General features: G+C 47.0%; 17 protein-coding genes and 2 tRNA genes. 16 read left to right on the top strand and 3 right to left on the bottom strand.

The features are described 5' to 3' along the window. Positions 1-6: 6 nt before the first annotated feature. From HPC38_RS09555 to pgi, 3 genes are read left to right on the top strand one after another with little or no spacing between them, the layout of a single operon-like run. On the top strand, positions 7-1,422 hold the full coding sequence (locus HPC38_RS09555; protein ID WP_208121054.1) for a replicative DNA helicase: 1,416 nt from the start codon (positions 7-9) through the stop codon (positions 1,420-1,422). Position 1,423: 1 nt separating this feature from the next. Then, positions 1,424-2,506, top strand: a complete 1,083-nt coding sequence (gene alr / locus HPC38_RS09550; protein ID WP_208121053.1) for an alanine racemase — start codon at positions 1,424-1,426, stop codon at positions 2,504-2,506. Positions 2,507-2,522: 16 nt separating this feature from the next. Then, positions 2,523-4,169 carry a glucose-6-phosphate isomerase gene (gene pgi / locus HPC38_RS09545; RefSeq protein WP_208121052.1) on the top strand — a complete coding sequence of 549 codons (1,647 nt, stop codon included), beginning with the start codon at positions 2,523-2,525 and terminating at the stop codon, positions 4,167-4,169. A 67-nt stretch (positions 4,170-4,236) separates the two neighbouring features. On the opposite strand, the gene HPC38_RS09540 is transcribed toward pgi, so the two are convergent. Both HPC38_RS09540 and fbp read right to left on the bottom strand, forming a co-directional pair. After that, complete coding sequence (locus HPC38_RS09540) at positions 4,237-4,764, bottom strand: hypothetical protein (protein WP_208121051.1); 528 nt, start codon at positions 4,762-4,764, stop codon at positions 4,237-4,239. A gap of 96 nt (positions 4,765-4,860) precedes the next feature. Next, on the bottom strand, positions 4,861-5,865 hold the full coding sequence (fbp, locus tag HPC38_RS09535) for a class 1 fructose-bisphosphatase (protein ID WP_208121050.1): 1,005 nt from the start codon (positions 5,863-5,865) through the stop codon (positions 4,861-4,863). A gap of 147 nt (positions 5,866-6,012) precedes the next feature. Between fbp and mpl the strand changes: the two genes are divergently transcribed. Then, positions 6,013-7,377: a UDP-N-acetylmuramate:L-alanyl-gamma-D-glutamyl-meso-diaminopimelate ligase gene (mpl, locus tag HPC38_RS09530; RefSeq protein WP_208121049.1), complete on the top strand. Its 1,365-nt coding sequence runs from the start codon at positions 6,013-6,015 to the stop codon at positions 7,375-7,377. 209 nt (positions 7,378-7,586) lie between these two features. Then, positions 7,587-7,793, top strand: coding sequence for a cold-shock protein (locus tag HPC38_RS09525; protein ID WP_208119120.1), 207 nt, complete (start codon positions 7,587-7,589; stop codon positions 7,791-7,793). A gap of 133 nt (positions 7,794-7,926) precedes the next feature. Here the strand turns inward: HPC38_RS09525 and HPC38_RS09520 are convergent. Further along, positions 7,927-8,003, bottom strand: a tRNA-Met gene (locus HPC38_RS09520). 244 nt (positions 8,004-8,247) lie between these two features. On the opposite strand from HPC38_RS09520, the gene mltA reads away from it, so the two are divergent. From mltA to HPC38_RS09465, 11 genes are all read left to right on the top strand, one after another. Next, positions 8,248-9,342 (top strand): murein transglycosylase A, encoded by a 1,095-nt coding sequence (gene mltA / locus HPC38_RS09515; RefSeq protein WP_208121048.1) that lies wholly within the window; start codon positions 8,248-8,250, stop codon positions 9,340-9,342. Next, positions 9,342-10,118: a tRNA cyclic N6-threonylcarbamoyladenosine(37) synthase TcdA gene (gene tcdA / locus HPC38_RS09510; RefSeq protein ID WP_208121047.1), complete on the top strand. Its 777-nt coding sequence runs from the start codon at positions 9,342-9,344 to the stop codon at positions 10,116-10,118. The genes mltA and tcdA overlap by 1 nt, the downstream gene beginning before the upstream one ends. Further along, positions 10,115-11,158: a zinc ABC transporter substrate-binding protein ZnuA gene (gene znuA, locus HPC38_RS09505; RefSeq protein ID WP_208121046.1), complete on the top strand. Its 1,044-nt coding sequence runs from the start codon at positions 10,115-10,117 to the stop codon at positions 11,156-11,158. Before tcdA ends, znuA begins: the two co-directional genes overlap by 4 nt. Positions 11,159-11,243: 85 nt before the next feature. Next, on the top strand, positions 11,244-13,229 hold the full coding sequence (locus tag HPC38_RS09500) for a transglycosylase SLT domain-containing protein (protein ID WP_208121045.1): 1,986 nt from the start codon (positions 11,244-11,246) through the stop codon (positions 13,227-13,229). A 26-nt stretch (positions 13,230-13,255) separates the two neighbouring features. Further along, positions 13,256-13,543 carry a trp operon repressor gene (trpR, locus tag HPC38_RS09495; RefSeq protein ID WP_208121044.1) on the top strand — a complete coding sequence of 96 codons (288 nt, stop codon included), beginning with the start codon at positions 13,256-13,258 and terminating at the stop codon, positions 13,541-13,543. Beyond that, positions 13,533-14,261, top strand: a complete 729-nt coding sequence (mtgA, locus tag HPC38_RS09490) for a monofunctional biosynthetic peptidoglycan transglycosylase (protein WP_235977720.1) — start codon at positions 13,533-13,535, stop codon at positions 14,259-14,261. The genes trpR and mtgA overlap by 11 nt, the downstream gene beginning before the upstream one ends. Position 14,262: 1 nt before the next feature. Further along, positions 14,263-16,182, top strand: a complete 1,920-nt coding sequence (locus HPC38_RS09485; protein ID WP_208121042.1) for a DNA topoisomerase III — start codon at positions 14,263-14,265, stop codon at positions 16,180-16,182. 96 nt (positions 16,183-16,278) lie between these two features. Beyond that, positions 16,279-16,623: a preprotein translocase subunit SecG gene (gene secG, locus HPC38_RS09480; protein ID WP_208121041.1), complete on the top strand. Its 345-nt coding sequence runs from the start codon at positions 16,279-16,281 to the stop codon at positions 16,621-16,623. A gap of 5 nt (positions 16,624-16,628) precedes the next feature. Then, positions 16,629-16,714 (top strand) — tRNA-Leu (locus HPC38_RS09475). 175 nt (positions 16,715-16,889) lie between these two features. Then, positions 16,890-18,113: a tyrosine-type recombinase/integrase gene (locus HPC38_RS09470; RefSeq protein ID WP_208121040.1), complete on the top strand. Its 1,224-nt coding sequence runs from the start codon at positions 16,890-16,892 to the stop codon at positions 18,111-18,113. Positions 18,114-18,638: 525 nt separating this feature from the next. Next, the gene (locus HPC38_RS09465; protein WP_208121039.1) at positions 18,639-18,797 is read left to right on the top strand and encodes a hypothetical protein; all 159 of its coding nucleotides are present in this window, start codon (positions 18,639-18,641) and stop codon (positions 18,795-18,797) included. The last annotated feature ends 15 nt before the right edge of the window (positions 18,798-18,812 follow it).

Genomic DNA, 18,812 nt, shown 5'->3' with positions numbered 1-18,812 from the left:
TTTTTCATGGCAAGGCAACTGTCCCCTTCAACATTAAGCGAAACCGATCGTAAAACCCAGGCGTTGAAAACTACGCCACATTCCATTGAGGCTGAGCAAGCGGTGCTAGGTGGCATTTTGCTGAGCAATGATAAGTTTGAAGAAGTGATTGAGCATGTCTATGCCGATGATTTTTACACCTTTGCTCACCGTGTCATTTTCCAAGAAATGGAAGCCTTAGCGCGTGCGAATAAGCCCGTTGATATTATTACCTTAGATGAACATTTGAAAAATAAAGGCGTGAGCGAAGAAGTGGGGGGATTCGCCTATCTTGCCGAGCTTTCGCGCAATACCCCGAGTGCTGCCAATGTGTTGACATATGCCACGGTGGTGCGTGAAAAAGCTATTCAACGCGAGTTGATTGGTGCGGCGCTCAACATTGTGGAGCAAAACTATGAGCCAAAAGGGCAGGATATTAAAGCCTTGCTTGATAACGCCGAAAAGCAAATTTTTGACATTGCTGAAAAGCGCACTAATAATGCCAAAGAAGGTCCTAAACCGATTGTTGAAATCCTCGACGACACACTACAAAAAATTGAAATTTTATCACAAGCGAAAAATAACAATGGCGTGACAGGTGTGTCCACTGGCTATACGAGTTTGGATCTCAAAACCACGGGTTTGCAAAAATCTGACTTGATTATCGTGGCCGCTCGGCCTTCAATGGGGAAAACCACGTTTGCCATGAATTTGTGTGAAAACGCAATGATGAGTGAAAGCAAGCCAGTGCTGGTATTCAGCCTTGAAATGCCCGCCGATTCCATTGCGATGCGTATGCTGGCGTCATTGGCGCGGGTGGATCAAACCAAAGTGCGCACAGGGCGCATTACTGACGACGATGAATGGTCACGGATTACTGGCGTGGTGCAGATGATGTCGGAGCGTGGTAATTTGTATATTGATGATTCCTCTGGCCTCACCCCCACAGAGCTTCGTTCACGCGCGCGGCGGGTGTACCGTGAAAATGGCGGTTTAAGTCTTATTATGGTGGATTATTTGCAGCTGATGCGTGCGCCAGGTTACAGCGAAAACCGCACTTTGGAAATCGCCGAGATTTCCCGCTCTCTTAAAGCGCTCGCGAAAGAGTTGGAAGTGCCAGTGATCGCGCTTTCACAGCTTAACCGTAGCTTGGAAAACCGTGCCGATAAGCGCCCAGTGAACTCGGATTTGCGGGAGTCAGGCTCCATTGAGCAAGATGCGGATTTAATTATGTTTATCTATCGCGATGAAGTGTATAACGAACATAGCGAATTTAAAAATGTGGCGGAGATTATCATTGGTAAGCAGCGTAACGGGCCAATTGGTAAAGTGCGGTTGACATTTAACGGCCGCTTTTCTCGCTTTGATAATTACGATGGTCCAGCTTATAACGAAGACGAATAAGATGAAAACAATACACGGCGCCAAAGCGACGGTGAGTTTAGCCGTATTGCGCGATAATTTTAGTAAAATTAAACAGCTTGCACCGAAGAGTCAATGTCTAGCGATTGTGAAGGCCAATGCCTATGGGCATGGCATGTTGGCGGTGGCGCAAGCGCTACACTCTCAGGCGGATGGCTTTGGCGTGGCGCACCTTAAAGAAGCGGCGATATTGCGCCACCACGGCATTGAAAAGCCTATTTTATTGCTTGAAGGCTTTTTTAACGCACAAGATGTGCCGTATTTACAAGAATATGCCCTTGAGCCAGTGCTCCACAGTGAGTATCAAATACAGGCAATCGAGCAAACCGCACTTTGTGGGCGCTTGAAGGTGTGGATCAAAATCGACACGGGTATGCATCGCCTAGGTTTTGCGCCAGATGAGGTGAATGCGATTTACGCCCGCTTAGCGAGCAGTGGTAAAGTCGGCGAAATTGGTTTTGTGAGCCATTTTAGTCGTGCCGATGAGCGCCAAAGTGATTATACTCTCACGCAAATTACCCGTTTTGAGCAGGCGATTGGCAACTTGTCTGGCCCACGCAGTTTGTCGGCTTCCAATGGCATTTTATTTTGGCCACAAGCACACTACGACGCCGTGCGCCCTGGCATTATCCTCTACGGTATTGCGCCAGATGATCAGGTTAAAACTGCGCAAGCCTTTGATTTGCGTTGCGCGATGGAGCTAAGTTCCAACATTATTGCGTTGCGTCGGCACAAAGCGGGTGAGCCTGTGGGCTACGGTGGGCGCTGGGTGAGCGCGCGTGATACGACCATTGCGGTGGTTGCCATGGGCTATGGCGATGGCTTCCCACGCGATGTGCCTGAAAAGACGCCCGTGCTGATTAATGGGAAACGTTACCCGATTGTGGGCAAAGTATCAATGGATATGCTCACCGTAGATTTAGGCGATGATAGTGCCGAGATTGGCGATGAAGTCATTTTTTGGGGGGCTGATCTGCCCGTTGAGGAAATTGCACAGCATTTGGGCGTGATCAGCTATGAATTAGTCACACAGCTAAGTAGCCGTGTGAGTCGAGAATATATCTAATATCTTTGGAGACATTATGCAAAATATTAATCCTGTGAAAACGACTGCTTGGCAAGCGCTGGAGCAGCATAAACAAGCACAAAATAACCTCACCATCAAAACCTTGTTTGAGCAAGATGCCAATCGCTTTGAGCATTTTCATCTCGCTTTTCAAGACCAAATGTTGGTGGATTTTTCTAAAAATGCGGTCACTCAAGAAACGTTAAAATTGCTGCGCCAGTTGGCGAAGGAATGCGCCCTGAGCGAGGCGATTGAGTCCATGTTCAGCGGTGAAAAAATCAACCGTACAGAAGATCGCGCCGTATTGCACACCGCACTTCGCAACCGCGCCAACACCCCAGTGTATGTGGACGGCAAAGACGTGATGCCTGAAGTCAACGCAGTGTTAAGCAAAATGAAAGGCTTTTGTGAGCGTGTAATTTCAGGGCAGTGGAAAGGTTACACGGGCAAAGCGATTACCGATGTGGTTAACATCGGCATCGGTGGCTCTGATCTTGGTCCGTATATGGTGAGTGAAGCGCTGCGCCCTTATAAAAATCACTTGACTATGCACTTTGTTTCTAACGTGGACGGCACGCATATTGCCGAAACGGTGAAAAAACTCAACCCTGAAACCACCCTCTTTTTGGTGGCTTCCAAAACATTCACCACCCAAGAAACCATGACCAACGCCCACAGTGCGCGTGATTGGTTGCTGGCCGCAGCAAAAGATAAAAGTGCGGTTGCTAAACACTTTGTTGCGCTCTCCACTAATGCGAAAGCGGTGAAAGAGTTTGGCATCGACACAGACAATATGTTTGAATTTTGGGATTGGGTCGGCGGACGTTATTCACTGTGGTCAGCGATTGGTCTGTCTATTGCGCTATCGATTGGCTTTGAAAACTTTGAGCAACTGCTTAGCGGTGCACACGAAATGGATAAACATTTCCGCACAACCGCACTTGAGCAAAATATCCCAGCCACCTTGGCGTTGATTGGTATCTGGAACAGCAATTTCTTAGGCGCAGAATCTGAGGCGATTTTGCCGTATGACCAATATATGCACCGCTTTGCCGCTTATTTCCAACAAGGCAATATGGAATCTAATGGTAAATATGTGGATCGCAATGGCGACAAAGTCAGCTATCAAACCGGCCCAATCATTTGGGGTGAGCCTGGCACCAACGGTCAACACGCGTTTTACCAACTCATTCACCAAGGTACTCAGCGCATTCCGTGTGATTTCATCGCGCCTGCACAAAGCCATAACGCATTGGGCGATCACCATTTGAAATTACTCTCTAACTTCTTTGCCCAAACAGAAGCCTTAGCTTTTGGCAAAACCGAGCAAGAGGTGATTGATGAGTTCATGAAAAATGGCAAAACCCTTGAGCAAGTCAACGCTGTGGTGCCATTTAAAGTGTTTGAAGGCAACCGCCCAACTAACTCGATTTTATTGCAAAAAATCACGCCGTTTAGTTTAGGCGCATTAATTGCGATGTATGAACACAAAATCTTTGTGCAAGGGGTGATCTTCAACATTTTCACATTTGATCAGTGGGGCGTTGAGCTAGGCAAACAGCTGGCCAACCGCATTTTGCCAGAGCTGGAAAGCAGTGAGAAAATCAGCTCCCATGACAGCTCAACAAACGGCTTGATTAACCAGTTCAAAGCATGGCGATAGGCTTACAAACCGCACTTTTTAAAGTGCAGTTATCTGAATAAGTCACAGGCTGCCTTTCGGCAGCCTTTTAGTTGTATGAAAGTTCCAAACGTGAGCCATCAGCGTATTGAATCGTTTGTGGTAGGGTAACTGCGCGGATACTGGAATTTTTTTGCAAAAATAGATTGCGCGCATCTCGGGAAATAGATTCGAGCGGGAAGACGAGGTCGATATTACGATCAATGAGGTCACTTGAAGTGGATTTGAAAGCAACTTGGATCTCTTTGTTGAAAATAATATGTCCTTGATAGAGATAAAGCGCTAACCACTCAATGGAGTGAATCGGTTTGTTAGAGTGGGTGGTGAGGGTATAGCGTAGTACAATATTACTTTCGCCAGCTTGTGGTAATACGATATAGTTAGGCATGCTAAGATTGACACGACGGTTAAATTCTTCGAGTAAAGTACGGTTGGTTAATTTATCTGGTGTGATTTTATAAGAATCGGCTGATATATTGGTTTGGGTAGATTGATTTTGTGAATCGAACCACAACATGGAAATGATTAGCCCTGCTAAACTAAAAACCGCTACAATATATTTCACCGCACTTGGCATGCTGAACTCCTTTTGTCTTTGCCTCAGAATAAGCAATAACCGCGTGCGAGTCAATTGCGAGAGTAGAAAAGTGCGGTCAAACCGCACTTTAAGCGCTTAATCTTGTGATTGTGCCATAAAATCTTGTACCTTTTCCACCATATTTTTTGAGCCAACAAACAACGGCACACGCTGGTGCAATTCGGTAGGTTGAATGTCCAAAATGCGATTGAAACCATCGCTGGCTAGCCCGCCGGCTTGTTCTGCCAAAAAGGCCATTGGGTTGCCTTCATACAACAAGCGCAATTTGCCGTTTGGATATTGGGTGGAGGTTGGGTAGATATAGATGCCGCCTTTGAGCATATTGCGGTGGAAATCTGACACCAGTGAGCCGATATAGCGCGAAGTATATGGGCGATTGGTGGCTTTGTCTTCCTCTTGGCAATATTTCAGGTATTTTTTTACGCCCATCGGGAATTTGAGGTAGTTGCCTTCATTGATGGAGTAGCATTTACCATCTTGCGGAATTTTGATGTTCTCGTGGGATAAAATAAACACACCTAAAGAAGGATCATAGGTAAAGCCGTTGACGCCATGCCCAGTGGTGTAAACCAACATAGTCGATGAGCCGTACACAATATAGCCAGCGGCAACTTGTTTATGGCCTGGTTGCAAGAAATCTTCCATCGTCACGGGCTGCCCAATAGGTGAAACACGGCGATAAATTGAAAAAATAGTGCCCACCGCCACATTCACATCAATGTTAGATGAGCCGTCGAGCGGATCGGTGAGAATAATGTACTTCGCATTACGCCCACGTTCTGTGTCAAAGGCGACAAAATTTTCTTCTTCTTCTGAACCAAAACCCGCCACTTCATCACGGGCAATTAGCGCCGCTTTCATTTTTTCATGGGCAAAGGCGTCGAGTTTCATTTGTGCTTCACCTTGCACATTTTCAACGCCAGAATTGCCAATAATATCGTTGTTCAGGCCTGCTTTATTGATGTCCCGATGGATAATTTTGGCGACCAAGCGAATCGAGGACAAAATGCCACTGAGTTCGCCTTTTGCATTGGGATAATCGTGTTGTTTTTCGACAATAAATTCGCCTAATGTTTTCATAATGTGCCTCAGGATAATTTGAAAGAAAGTTCTTAATTTTTACTGTATAATCAAGCATAATCATTATAGCAGTGAAAAGCGGAAATGGTTGCGGGTTGTCTGTACTTTGTGATCATTTCCACACTTTTATTTTTAGAGCGACACAAAATGAAACAACAGCATATTCATATTCTTGGCATTTGCGGCACGTTTATGGGCGGCGTTGCCATTATTGCCCGTGAGATGGGCTTTAAAGTTACTGGCTCCGATGTCAATGTTTACCCGCCCATGAGCACCTTTTTGCAAAACAGCGGCATTGAAATTATTCCGAACTACGATCCTGCGCAGCTTGAGCCGCGCCCTGATATGGTGATTGTCGGCAATGCAATGAAACGCGGCAACCCGTGCGTGGAATATGTGCTGGATAACCAGCTACCATACACCTCAGGCCCACAGTGGTTACATGACAATCTATTACGACAACGCCATGTGCTGGCGGTTTCAGGCACTCATGGAAAAACCACTACCAGCAGCATTTTAGCATGGATTTTAGCTGACAACGGCCTTGAACCTGGCTTTTTGATTGGTGGGGTGACAGGCAATTTCGCCACCTCGGCGCAGTTGGGCAAAGCACCGTATTTTGTCATTGAAGCCGATGAATACGATACAGCGTTTTTTGATAAACGATCCAAATTTGTGCATTACACGCCAAGCACGCTGATTATTAATAATATTGGCTTTGACCACGGTGATATTTTCGATGATCTCGCTGCCATTCAACGCCAATTCCACCACTTGGTACGGATTATGCCAAGCAAAGGCTTAATTTTGTCGAACAAAGCAGACGCCACGGTGAAGCAAACATTAGAGATGGGCTGTTGGAGCGAGCAGCAGTTCACAGGCGAGGGGCTAGATTGGTTTGCCAAAAAACTCACCGCTGATAGTACGGAATTTGCGGTCTATCACCATGGGGAAGAAAAAGCCAAAGTGCGGTGGACCATTTTTGGTGAGCACAATATGCACAATGCGTTGATGGCGATTGCTGCCGCGCACCGTGTGGGCGTGCCTATTGCGAAGGCGTGTGAGTCGTTAAGTCGATTTGTGAATACTAACCGCCGTTTGGAGGTCAAAGGTTGCATCAACGACATCACGGTATATGATGATTTCGCCCACCATCCGGCGGAAATCAATGCCACCATTAATGCGCTGCGTGATAAAGTGGGCGGCGCGAAGCGTATTCTCGCGGTGCTTGAGCCACGCTCTAACACAATGAAAATGGGGCTGCATAAAAATGATTTGGTTGCGGCATGGGTGAAATCTGACGTGGTTTTCTTGTTGCAGCCCGATAATATTCCATGGGAGGTAGCAGAGCTTGCGGAAAAATCCACTGTGCCTGCCAAGTGGAGTGGCAACATTGATTTGCTGATTGAATTAATCGCCAATGAAGCGCAAGCAGGCGATCATATTTTGATTATGAGTAATGGCAGCTTTGGGGGTATTCACCAAAAATTGCTGGCGCGATTGGCAAATTAGAGCCTAAATTGTGTGAAGCATTTCACAGTTCTGTATAAAAGTGCGGTTTTCATCGAGAATTAAGAAATAAAACGTGTCTTTTTTAGGTGATGTGTTACTATGGAACTCGCTCTTAGAAGAGCAGAATAGATTTACCGGGTTATGAACATCAATTTTGGTTGTCCGTATTTTAGGTAAAAATTGTTAAATTAGTTATTTTAGGATTTATTATGTCTCAAGTTAAAGGAACCGTTAAGTGGTTTAACGAAACTAAAGGTTTTGGTTTTTTACAAGTTGATGGTGGCGAAGATGTATTCGTACATTTCTCTGCAATCAAAAGTGACGGTTTCCGTACCTTAAAAGAAGGCCAATCAGTCGTCTTTGACATTGTTGATGATCAACGTGGTAAAAAAGCTGAAAACGTGGTTGTGGCTTAATTACTCATTCACAATGAAGTCGCCTAAGGGCGGCTTTTTTTTTGCTCAAAATTTAAAAAAGCGATAAGAAAATTGTAAAGTGCGGTTGAAACTAAATTGCAGATAATAAAAAACCACCTGCTAGGGTGGTGATTGGTTGCGGGGGCTGGATTTGAACCAACGACCTTCGGGTTATGAGCCCGACGAGCTACCAAGCTGCTCCACCCCGCGTCCGTTTGAGATGCACATAATACGCAGTTTAAAAATTTTTGCAAGCCAGATCACATAAATTTTTCTCAATTGATTATAATTAAACCAAATCGCTCCCTTTTTGTTCAATAAATTTACATAAATTATGCAACTGATAATCACAATTATTGCAGATGACACTGTATTTTTGCCCCTATTTTTGGTAACGTAAGCCACTTATTTATATAACAAGCATAAAATTTATACAGTTAAGGTAAGTATTTTCATGAATGTATTTAAATCAGCCGTGTCAATTGGATTGGCGTTTTTCATCGCCGCGTGTGGTAATGGGCCAAGCAAACACGGTGTGGATAACGATCGCCAAATGCGTGAAAAAATGGGCGCAATATACACTAGCCGTGATTATATCAATTTAGGTCAGGCACTCACGCCCGTGTCGTATGTTGCCAACCAAGGTAGTGTGGTCAACCAAGGGGACTTTTTAACCCAAATGTCGATTGTGCAAGGCACTTCACCGCGGCTGGCCAACAAATTTGGCAATACTTACGCCAAAGTGCTCAATTGGGTGCTCAGTGGGGCCGATGTGAGCCAGCTTAACGCAGCAGGGTTGACGCCGCTTTTGATGCGTGGTGAAGATGGTTTTCAAAATGTGTTAATGACAGGCTATTATTCCCCCGTAATTCACGCACGTTACAGCCCACAAGGGCGTTTTCAACACCCAATTTACGCTATGCCTCGACAAAAGCGTTTCACGCGGGCGCAAATTTATGCCGGCGCGTTGAAAGGTCAAGGGCTTGAGCTGGCATACACCGATTCTATGCTGGATAACTTCCTACTCGGCGTGCAGGGCAGCGGCTATGTCGATTTTGGCAACGGCACCCTCAATTATTTCGCGTATGCAGGGCAAAATGGCTATAAATATGCGAGCATTGGGCGTTTGTTGGTGGAAGATGGTGAAATTCCAAAAGAAAAAATGTCCGTGCAGGCGATCAAAGATTGGGCGGCGCGCAACCCTGAACGCTTGCAAGGTTTGCTTGAGCGCAATCCGTCTTACGTATTCTTCAAAAATGTACCGAATGGCAAAGTAAAAGGCTCGGCGGGTATTCCGCTCATTCCGTTAGCGGCAGTGGCTTCCGATCGTCGTGTGGTACCATCGGGCAGCATTTTATTGGTGGAAGAACCGCTGATCGACCCACAAGGTAACTGGACAGGGCAGCACCAGCTGCGGTTAATGATCGCCCTTGATGTGGGCGGTGCGGTGAAAGGGCATCATTTTGACCTTTATCAAGGCATCGGTGACGAGGCAGGCCATCAAGCGGGCTTGTTGAAACATTATGGGCGTGCGTGGGTGCTGCGTTAATGGCAGATGAATTTGAACGCCGCTTTGGCGGCATTGCTCGCCTTTATGGCGCGCACGCGCTTGAAACCTTGCGTCATGCACAAATTTGCGTGGTGGGGATTGGTGGCGTAGGCTCGTGGGCGGTCGAAGCGCTGGCACGAAGTGCGGTTGGGCATATTACGTTGATTGATATGGACGACATTTGCCTGACCAATACCAACCGTCAAATTCATGCGCTGAATGGTCATTTTGGGCAGCTCAAAGGTGAGGTGATGGCCACGCGGGTGCAGGCGATCAACCCCGAGTGTGAGGTTACCTATATTGATGATTTCCTCACGCTGGATAATATCTCAAGCTACATGCAACCGCACTTTGATTATGTGATTGACGCCATTGACAGCGTCAAAGTGAAGGCGGCGTTAATTGCCCATTGCAAGCGCAATAAAATCCGCGTGATTACAACAGGCGGCGCGGGCGGGCAGACGGATCCTGCGCAGATTCAAATTGCGGATCTCGCGCGCACGATTCAAGATCCGTTGGCAGCCAAAGTGCGGTCAACCTTGCGCAAGCAGTATCATTTTAGTCAAAACCCGAAACGGAAATTTGGCATTGATTGTGTGTTTTCAACTCAGCCTTTGATTTTCCCAAAAGTGGAAGGCGAGTGTAATGTGTCGGCCACGATGAACTGTGCAAACGGCTTCGGGGCGGCAACAATGGTCACTGCAACCTTTGGTTTTTTTGCAGTATCCCGTGTGATTGAAAAATTACTACAACATCAAAAAAAGGAAGATTTATGAAACAGTTTAAAAAACAACTTCTTGCCGCTGCTGTGTTATCAACCGCAGCTATTGGTGCGCAAGCCGATATCCTCACCACAGTGAAGCCGATTGGCTTTATTGCCGCCGCGATCGCCGAAGGCGTGACCCCAACCGAAGTGTTGCTGCCAGCGGGCGCTTCGCCGCACGATTACAGCATGCGCCCGTCTGATCTCGAGCGTTTGAAAAAAGCACAATTGGTGATTTGGGTTGGTGATGAAATGGAAACCTTCCTTGAAAGCAGCGTGGAAAAACTCGATGAGAAAAAAGTGCTCGAAATTGAAGACATCGACGGCATTAAACCGCTGTTAGGCAAAGCGATGCACGTCCATTTCCACGGCGATCATGACCACGACCACGACCACGAACATGGACATGACCATGATCACGACCACGATCACGATCACGATCATAAACACGCTGACCATGATCACGACCACAAACACGAACACGATGACCATGATCATGACCATGGGCACGAACATCATCACCACGAAGGCTTGCAAACCGACTGGCATGTGTGGTATTCACCAAAAATCAGTGAATTGGTGGCAGAAAATATCGCCGAACGTTTAAGCGAAATCTATCCAGATAAAGCCGAGCTTATCAAAACTAACTTGGCAGATTTCAAAAAGAACATCGCCGATAAATTAGCGAGCTTGAGTAAACAACTCGCGCCAGTCAAAGGCGAAGGTTATTATGTATTCCATGACGCATACGGCTATTTTGAACGTCAATTTGGCCTAAATCACCTTGGCGCTTTCACTATCAACCCAGCGGTGGCACCTGGTGCAAAAACCTTGAGTGAAATTAAAGCCAGCATCAAAGATCACAAAGCCAAATGCTTGTTCACCGAGCCGCAATTTACGCCGCGCGTAGTGGAAACCTTGCAGAAAAATTCAGGCGTTGGCGTGGGGCAATTGGATCCATTGGGTGAAAAAATTGCTCTAGGTAAAACCGCTTACATTGACTTCTTGCAAGCAACGGCGGACAGCTTAAGTGGCTGCTTAGGCAAAAAATAAACCGCACTTGCGTGTGAATTTTTTATAAAATAATGCGTCTAACACCTTGCTAAGCAAGGTGTTTTTTTATTTCAAAGGAGAGGGTGTGAGCAGAATTAAGCAAGTAATGATGAGCCTGTTGTTGGTAAGCCCGATGCTGCACGCGCAGGCAGCACAAAGTGCGGTTGAGCAGCCCGACGCGTTGCCACTGGAAATGCAACGCGCGCTTTATCAAAAAACGGCACAGTTGCTGCCATTGGCGGCTCAAAAGCAGGATTTTCAATTGATTGACGTAATGTTGAGCAAGCTCGACGGCTATATCCTCACGCCGTATTTGCAATATCAACGCCTGCTGCTTGACCCCGTAGCGCTAAGTGAGCAGCGCATTGATGAATTTGCTCAAGCGCACCCAGAGATTGCCGATCGTGATGAACTTAACCGCACTTTGCTCAATAATGATTTCAAGCAGCAGCGCTGGCAGGCGATCAACGAATTTTTAAGTCACCACACGCTCGATGACCAAGCCAGCCAGTGCATTGCTCTGAGCGCACAACACCATTTGGCAAGCGACTCAGCCCCTGTGTGGCAGGCGGTGACCGCACTTTGGCAAACGGGGCAATCTTTGCCGAATCAGTGTGATGACATCTTAACGCAGTGGCAACAAGCTAGGCAGATGACGCCTGAATTATTGCGTAAGCGCGGTTATCTTGCCTTTTTGGCAGGCAGTGATGGCTTATTGCGCCATTTGCGCAACCTTGCCACAGGCGATGATATGGTTTCACAAACGTATTTAGAATCCTTGGTGCAACTGCGTGAGCACCCTGAGCAACTGCCTGTGTTCGTGCAAACTGCGGCGATTACGCCTGAAAACAGTGCCATTGTTGAGCGCACGTTTTCCCGTTTTTTGAAAACACTCGATATTGCTTTGCTGAACGTAGATGATCCTTTTTCCGAATTTGCGCCGTGGGCAACGCGCTTTCATCTTAATGCTGATCAAATAGCGGCGTGGAAAGCGGCATTGGTGAGTAAAATTTTTGATGAAAGTGCGCCACCACTGCAACAGTGGCGAGATGCTCAAGTGCAAGCATTGCGCAATGATACGCTGACCGAGCGGCGTATTCGTACCGCACTTTTACAACAAGAGGCACTTGCACCATGGCTGGCATTACTGTCTCAAGAAGCCGCAGCCAAGCAAGAGTGGCGCTATTGGCAAGCCATGAGTGATGAAAAACAAGGTAAAGATGTGCGTGAGCAACTCAATGCGTTAAGCCAAGAGCGTGGGTTCTACTCAATGTTAGCGGCGACTAAACTTGGCGTAACCTATCAACCGCACTTTGCTCAATTAAGCGATCCACAGCGTGAGCAACTGCTCACCCCCCTTAAAGTGCGGTTAGCACAGCTGCAAGAATTGCGCACACTGTCGCAACAGAGCACCGCCAATGCAGTGTGGCAGCAGCTGCTGGCGAAGGCGGAGCAAGCGCAAAAAATCGCGTTGGCGGAGTATGCCAATGGGCAGGGCTGGTATGATTTGGGCGTGCAGGCCACAATCGCAGCCAAAGCGTGGGATTATATTTCCGCACGGCTGCCACAAGCATTTGATACGTGGTTTGAGATCAATTTGGCAGGCAAACAGGTGCCACTGAGTTTTGCTCAAGCCATTGCTCGCCAAGAAAGCGCATGGAATCCATCGGTGACATCCAGTGCTGATGCGCGCGGGCTGATGCAGTTATTGCCAAGCACGGCCAAACAAACGGCGCAGGCGCTCAAGTTGCCCTATAACAATGCACAGGCACTTTTTTCACCGTTCGATAACATTATGCTCGGCACCGCGCATTTGCAGCAATTATCTGATCGTTTTGACGGCAACCGCATTTTAATGGCCAGTGCTTATAACGCAGGCAGCCGCCGTGTTGAGCAGTGGCTTGGGCGCGCAGGCGGGAAGTTAAGTATGGCGGAATTTATTGCCACTATTCCGTATTACGAAACGCGCGGGTATGTGCAAAATGTGCTCACCTACGACTATTATTACCAATTATTACGCCACGGTCAGGGAATTTCATTCGCCAAAAGTGAGTATGATCGCATATACTAGTACAATAAACTGCGAAAGGAGAGCGTATGACTGCCGATAAAACTGAGCAATGGGCGATATTTGTTGACCTATTACGAGCCGCCTTTGCCGAAGGGCGTGAGCATGATGTGCTGGGCATGCTGCTGACCGCGGATGAGCGCGATTCCATTGGCTTGCGGGTGCAAATTATCAAAGCCTTATTGGCCAAATCACACTCTCAACGAGAAATCCAACAGCAGCTTAACACCAGCGCGGCGACCATCACGCGTGGCTCTAATATGTTAAAAACGATTCCCGATGAACTGCTGGCGTGGCTGCAAGGTCATGGCAACTAAAACAAAAAAACGCGCAGTGCAAAAGCGCAACATCGCTCGCCGTGTGCTGCGTTATGTGGGCTATTTTGCGCTTGCTTTAGTGGCGTTGACCGCACTTTTGCGCTTTGTACCTGTTCCTTTTTCCGCCTATATGGCGCAGCAACAGCTTAGCCATTGGTTAACGGGGGATTTTCACTTTAAAACGCATTATGAATGGGTCAGCCTTGATCGCATCAGCAAGCCGATGCAGCTGGCGGTGATCGCCGCCGAAGATCAACAATTTCCAAGCCACTTTGGCATTGATTGGCAGGCGATCGTAAAGGCTTACCGCCACAACCAAGCCAGCCAACGCGTGCGTGGCGGTTCGACCATCTCACAACAAACGGCGAAAAATCTGTATCTGTGGCATGGGCAAAGCTGGCTGCGCAAAGCCCTTGAAGTGCCCACCACATGGCTTTTGGAAACCCTGTGGGACAAAAATCGTATTTTGGAAGTGTATTTAAACATTGCAGAATTTGGCGACGGCATTTACGGCGTGGAAGCCGCCTCTCAGCACTTTTTCCACACCTCGGCCGCCAAATTAAGCAACGTACAAGCGGCACTGCTGGCCAGCAGTTTGCCAAATCCACACATTTATCGCGTGAATGCACCTTCGCGCGCAATGTTGCGTAAGCAGCAGTGGATTTTGCGCCAAATGCAAGCACTCGGTGGCAAGCCATTTTTGCAAAGGCTTGATTGATATGCGTTTGTTTATCGCTGAAAAACCCAGCCTCGCGCGCGCCATTGCTGATGTGCTACCCAAGCCGCATAAGCGCGGCGATGGTTTTATTCAATGCGGTGAACATGATTGTGTGACATGGTGCATCGGACATTTGTTAGAACAGGCTGAACCTGATTGTTATAACCCCGAATTTAAACGCTGGCGACTTGAACATTTGCCGATTGTGCCCGAGCGTTGGCAGCTGCTGCCGAAAAAATCGAGCCAAAAGCAGCTTAATGTCGTGCTAAAGCTCATTAAGCAAGCGGATATTTTAGTCCACGCTGGTGATCCTGACCGTGAAGGGCAGCTTTTGGTTGATGAAGTGCTCAATTATGCCCAACTGCCCAGCACCAAACTCGCCGACGTACAGCGTTGTCTAGTCAACGATCTTAACCCAAGTGCGGTTAGCCAAGCCGTTGCCAATATGGCAGACAACCGCACTTTTGTGCCCCTTTCAACCTCGGCTTTGGCTAGGGCGCGCGCCGATTGGCTGTATGGTATTAATATGACGCGTGCCTTTACGCTTTATGGTCAGCGCGCAGGTTATCGTGGTGTGCTCTCGGTTGGGCGGGTGCAAACGCCCGTGTTGGGATTGATTGTGCGTCGCGATTTGGAAATCGAGCATTTTCAACCCAAAGCGTTTTATCAAGTGCTGGCGCACATTGCTTTGATCGATAAAGAAAACGCCACCTTTACCGCCCAATGGCAGCCCAGTGCCGCCTGCGAGGACTATCAAGATGAGCAAGGCCGCGTACTTTCTAAAGGGCTGGCGGAAAATGTGGCACGGCGCATCACAGGTCAAAATGCCATGGTAGAGCGCTATCACGCCACGCAAGAGCGTGAGCTTGCCCCATTGCCATATTCTCTTTCAGCGCTGCAAATTGACGCAGGCAAACGCTTTGGCTATTCCGCTCAAACGGTGCTAGACGCTTGTCAGCGATTGTATGAAGCGCATAAGTTGATCACTTATCCCCGCTCCGACTGTCGTTATTTGCCTGAAGATCATTTTGCACAACGAAGTGCGGTGTGCAACGCCATTATTCACCACAGCAGCGAATGGGATACGCTGCCAGAGACGGTGGATTTATCACGCAAAAACCGCGCTTGGAACACTAGCAAAGTTGAGGCGCACCACGGGATTATTCCCACCGCAAAAGCCAACTCAACCGCACTTTCCACCACAGAGCAACACATTTATGATTTGATCGCGCGGCAATATTTAATGCAATTTTGTGACGACACGCTATTTAATAAAACCAAAATCGAGCTTGAGATTGCAGGTGGTGCTTTTGTGGCGCAAACCCGCGGCATAGCGCAACTTGGCTGGAAAGCGCTGTTGGGCGCTCACGATGATGAAACGAAAACCGAACGCGCTTTGCCAAAGGTCAAAAAAGGCGACGTGTTGCACTGTGATCACGGTGAGGTGGTGGAAAAGCAAACGCAGCCTCCCAAACCGTTCACCGATGCCACACTGCTGGCGGCGATGACAGGTATCGCGCGTTTCGTGCAAGATAAAGCCTTGAAAAAAATTCTGCGTGAAACCGATGGTCTCGGCACGGAGGCAACCCGCGCGGGCATTATTCAGCTGTTGTTCAAACGAGGCTTTATTGAAAAGAAAGGGCGCAATATTATCAGCACGCAGGCGGGGCGCATTTTTGTGCAATCGTTGCCCGAGCAGGTAACGCTGCCCGATATGACGGCACATTGGGAATCACAGCTCAATGCAATGAGCCAAAAAAAGGCGAATTATCACCAGTTTATGCAAACGTTACTGAGCCAGCTAAACACACTTTTGCAACAATATGACATGACGACGTTGCGCGCGTTGCAAAACATTTCGCAAAACAAGACGGATAAAAGTGCGGTTCGCCCGCGTGTTGCACGAAAAAAAAGCAACTAAACCGCACTTTTGCAAAAATGACTTGCTAAGCGTGTGCAGTTTCATTATTATGCCACAGTTAAATCAATAGAGAGCTAGGCAACGCCTTAGAGGATTATGTACGAGATTTTAATTATTGCTTACATCTTAGTGTCCGTCGTATTAATCGGCTTTATCTTGTTGCAACAAGGTAAAGGCGCTGATATGGGTGCGTCATTCGGATCAGGTGCGTCAGGAACCATTTTTGGTGCCGCAGGCTCAGCCAACTTTTTATCTCGTACCACCGCGATTTTAGCGATTTTCTTCTTTGCGATCGCTTTGGTTATTGGCAATTTGAATACACATCGTCAAGCGCCACAAGGCAAGTTTGACGACTTAAGCAGCGAAGCGCAACAAATTCAACAAAGCGCCCCTGCTGTTGATGTCCCTGCTGAAAAACACAACAGCGACATCCCACAATAATTTCTGCTCTGATGGTGGAATTGGTAGACACGCTATCTTGAGGGGGTAGTGTCCATAGGACGTGCGAGTTCAAGTCTCGCTCAGAGCACCAACTTCAAATAAAATACACTCCAATATGTTCAACAAGCCCTAGAGAATCAACGCTTTAGGGCTTTTTTCTTGTTTAAAGCGTTTAATAGAATACAACCAAAATAAATACTTTTTGAACCACGGGAAGAACCACGCTAGAATTGTGGTACAAATCCGTGGTTCTAAAAGGTGAAATTATGGCTAGAATAGTAACCCCGCTTACTGACCGACAATGCCAGAAATTCAAAGAAAAAGGAAAAGCACTAGCTGACGGCGGTGGTCTTTATTTGCAATGCTTAAAGGATAGTGGCGGGTTGAGTTGGCGTTTTAGATATAAAAGCCCAGTAACTCAAAAGATGACTAAGATAGCCATAGGCGACTACCCAGCTGTTACACTGGCGCAAGCAAGACAGACGCGCGAGGAATACCAAGCACTGTTAGCTCAAGGCATAGATCCACGCACACACCGAGAGCAAGCAAAGGCGCAGGAAATGGTAAGGCAAAGCACCACCTTTAAAGCAATGGCGCAGCGTTGGCGAGAGAAGAAAAAAGGCGAGATTGAGCCGTTGACGTTACAAAAAGACTGGCGACGCATTGAGCTTTATTTGTTACCGCACTTCGCGTCTACACCAGTAAGCGAGGTTTTACCGCGTGATGTTTTTAATGCGCTGGCACCACTAGAGAAAGCAGGCAAGGGCGACACGCTCAAGCGCACAATCCGCTTGTTGAATGAAATTTTAAATTATGCGGTAGTCATTGGCGCGCTTGAAATGAACCCTTGCTTAATGATTACAAAAGCGTTCAGCAAGCAGGCCACTGTAAATAATCCAACACTTAAACCCGATGAATTACCACAGTTTCTAGGTTCGTTATTTTTATCGCCAGCAGATAGAACTACGCAGCTTGCGCTATTGTGGCAGTTACTTACAATGACGTGTCCACAAGAAACAACAAATGCAAAATGGGCGGAAATTGACGAAGATTTAGCCTTGTGGATTATTCCAGCCGAAAGAATGAAAAAAAGACACGCGCACACAGTACCATTAACCGACACAATGCGCAGAGCTTTAAAGCAAATTAAAATCTTATCCAGCAATAGTGACTATCTATTCCCTAGTCGCTCGAAACCAAATCAACCACTAAACAAGCAAACCCCAAATAAGACTTTGCGAGATATAGGCTATCAAGGCAAGCTTACTGCGCACGGTTTACGCTCAATAGCTAGTACGTATATGCACGAACAAGGGATTGATAAAGACGTGATAGAGTTATGCTTATCACACAAAATAGGTGGACTTAGAGGTGTTTATAATCGTGCGGAGTATTTAGACCAAAGACGCACCGCACTTACTCAATGGAATGAATATGTGGAGCGAGCATTAAATCAAGGCTTAAGCACTAGCGCATTGACCGCACTTTAACTGATAAATTATTTCACACACAGGCCACAATGCAAAAATGCACCGTGGCTTTTTTTGTGTTTGTGACAGGGTAATAAAAAACTTTTTCTCAAAAAACAAGAAACTTTTAAAAATTTATCCCCTTTTTGCTATTTATCCCCTTATTCTATTTATCTTTTTGATTAATAAAGAAAATAATAAGGGGGTAAAATAGGGGGTATTAAGGGGATAAGGGGATAGAAACGTGGGAAAAGACTATTTTTAGCTGATTTTTAGCTAAAATGGCAAAAATGAGAAAATCAAAAGTGACATTTTTAGTGTCAATCAAGGGTGATTACTGGTGCCACTGGTGAAGACTTTATGCAGTGCTGACAGCCAAAAGCGGAACACCCCAAAGAACAAGAACCCACACCGCGCAAGGTATGCGGGCATTTAATGCGCCCTTGCTTAATCAATCGTAAATCTTGCTTAATACTTATGACTGTCACAAAACGCTAGCAGCTAACCGATATGCAAATTTGCATATCGCATAAGAAATGAATAGGTATGCCCAAAAATGGACACACGACCACAGACACCACGAAAACAATACAGCATTGCGTAACCAACAGCACGAAAAAAACCACACACACCGACCCCGCCGACCATGCCAAAGCCCACACCGCAAGGGCTAGCGCATTTTCTGCTTGCGTAACCGTTGCTTAACCATGCCCACTGATG

Source organism: Spirabiliibacterium pneumoniae (genome assembly GCF_014884995.1).
GTDB lineage: Bacteria > Pseudomonadota > Gammaproteobacteria > Enterobacterales > Pasteurellaceae > Spirabiliibacterium > Spirabiliibacterium pneumoniae.
The sequence above is the reverse complement of the archived record's forward strand: the minus strand, read 5'-3'. Positions and strand labels throughout refer to the sequence as shown.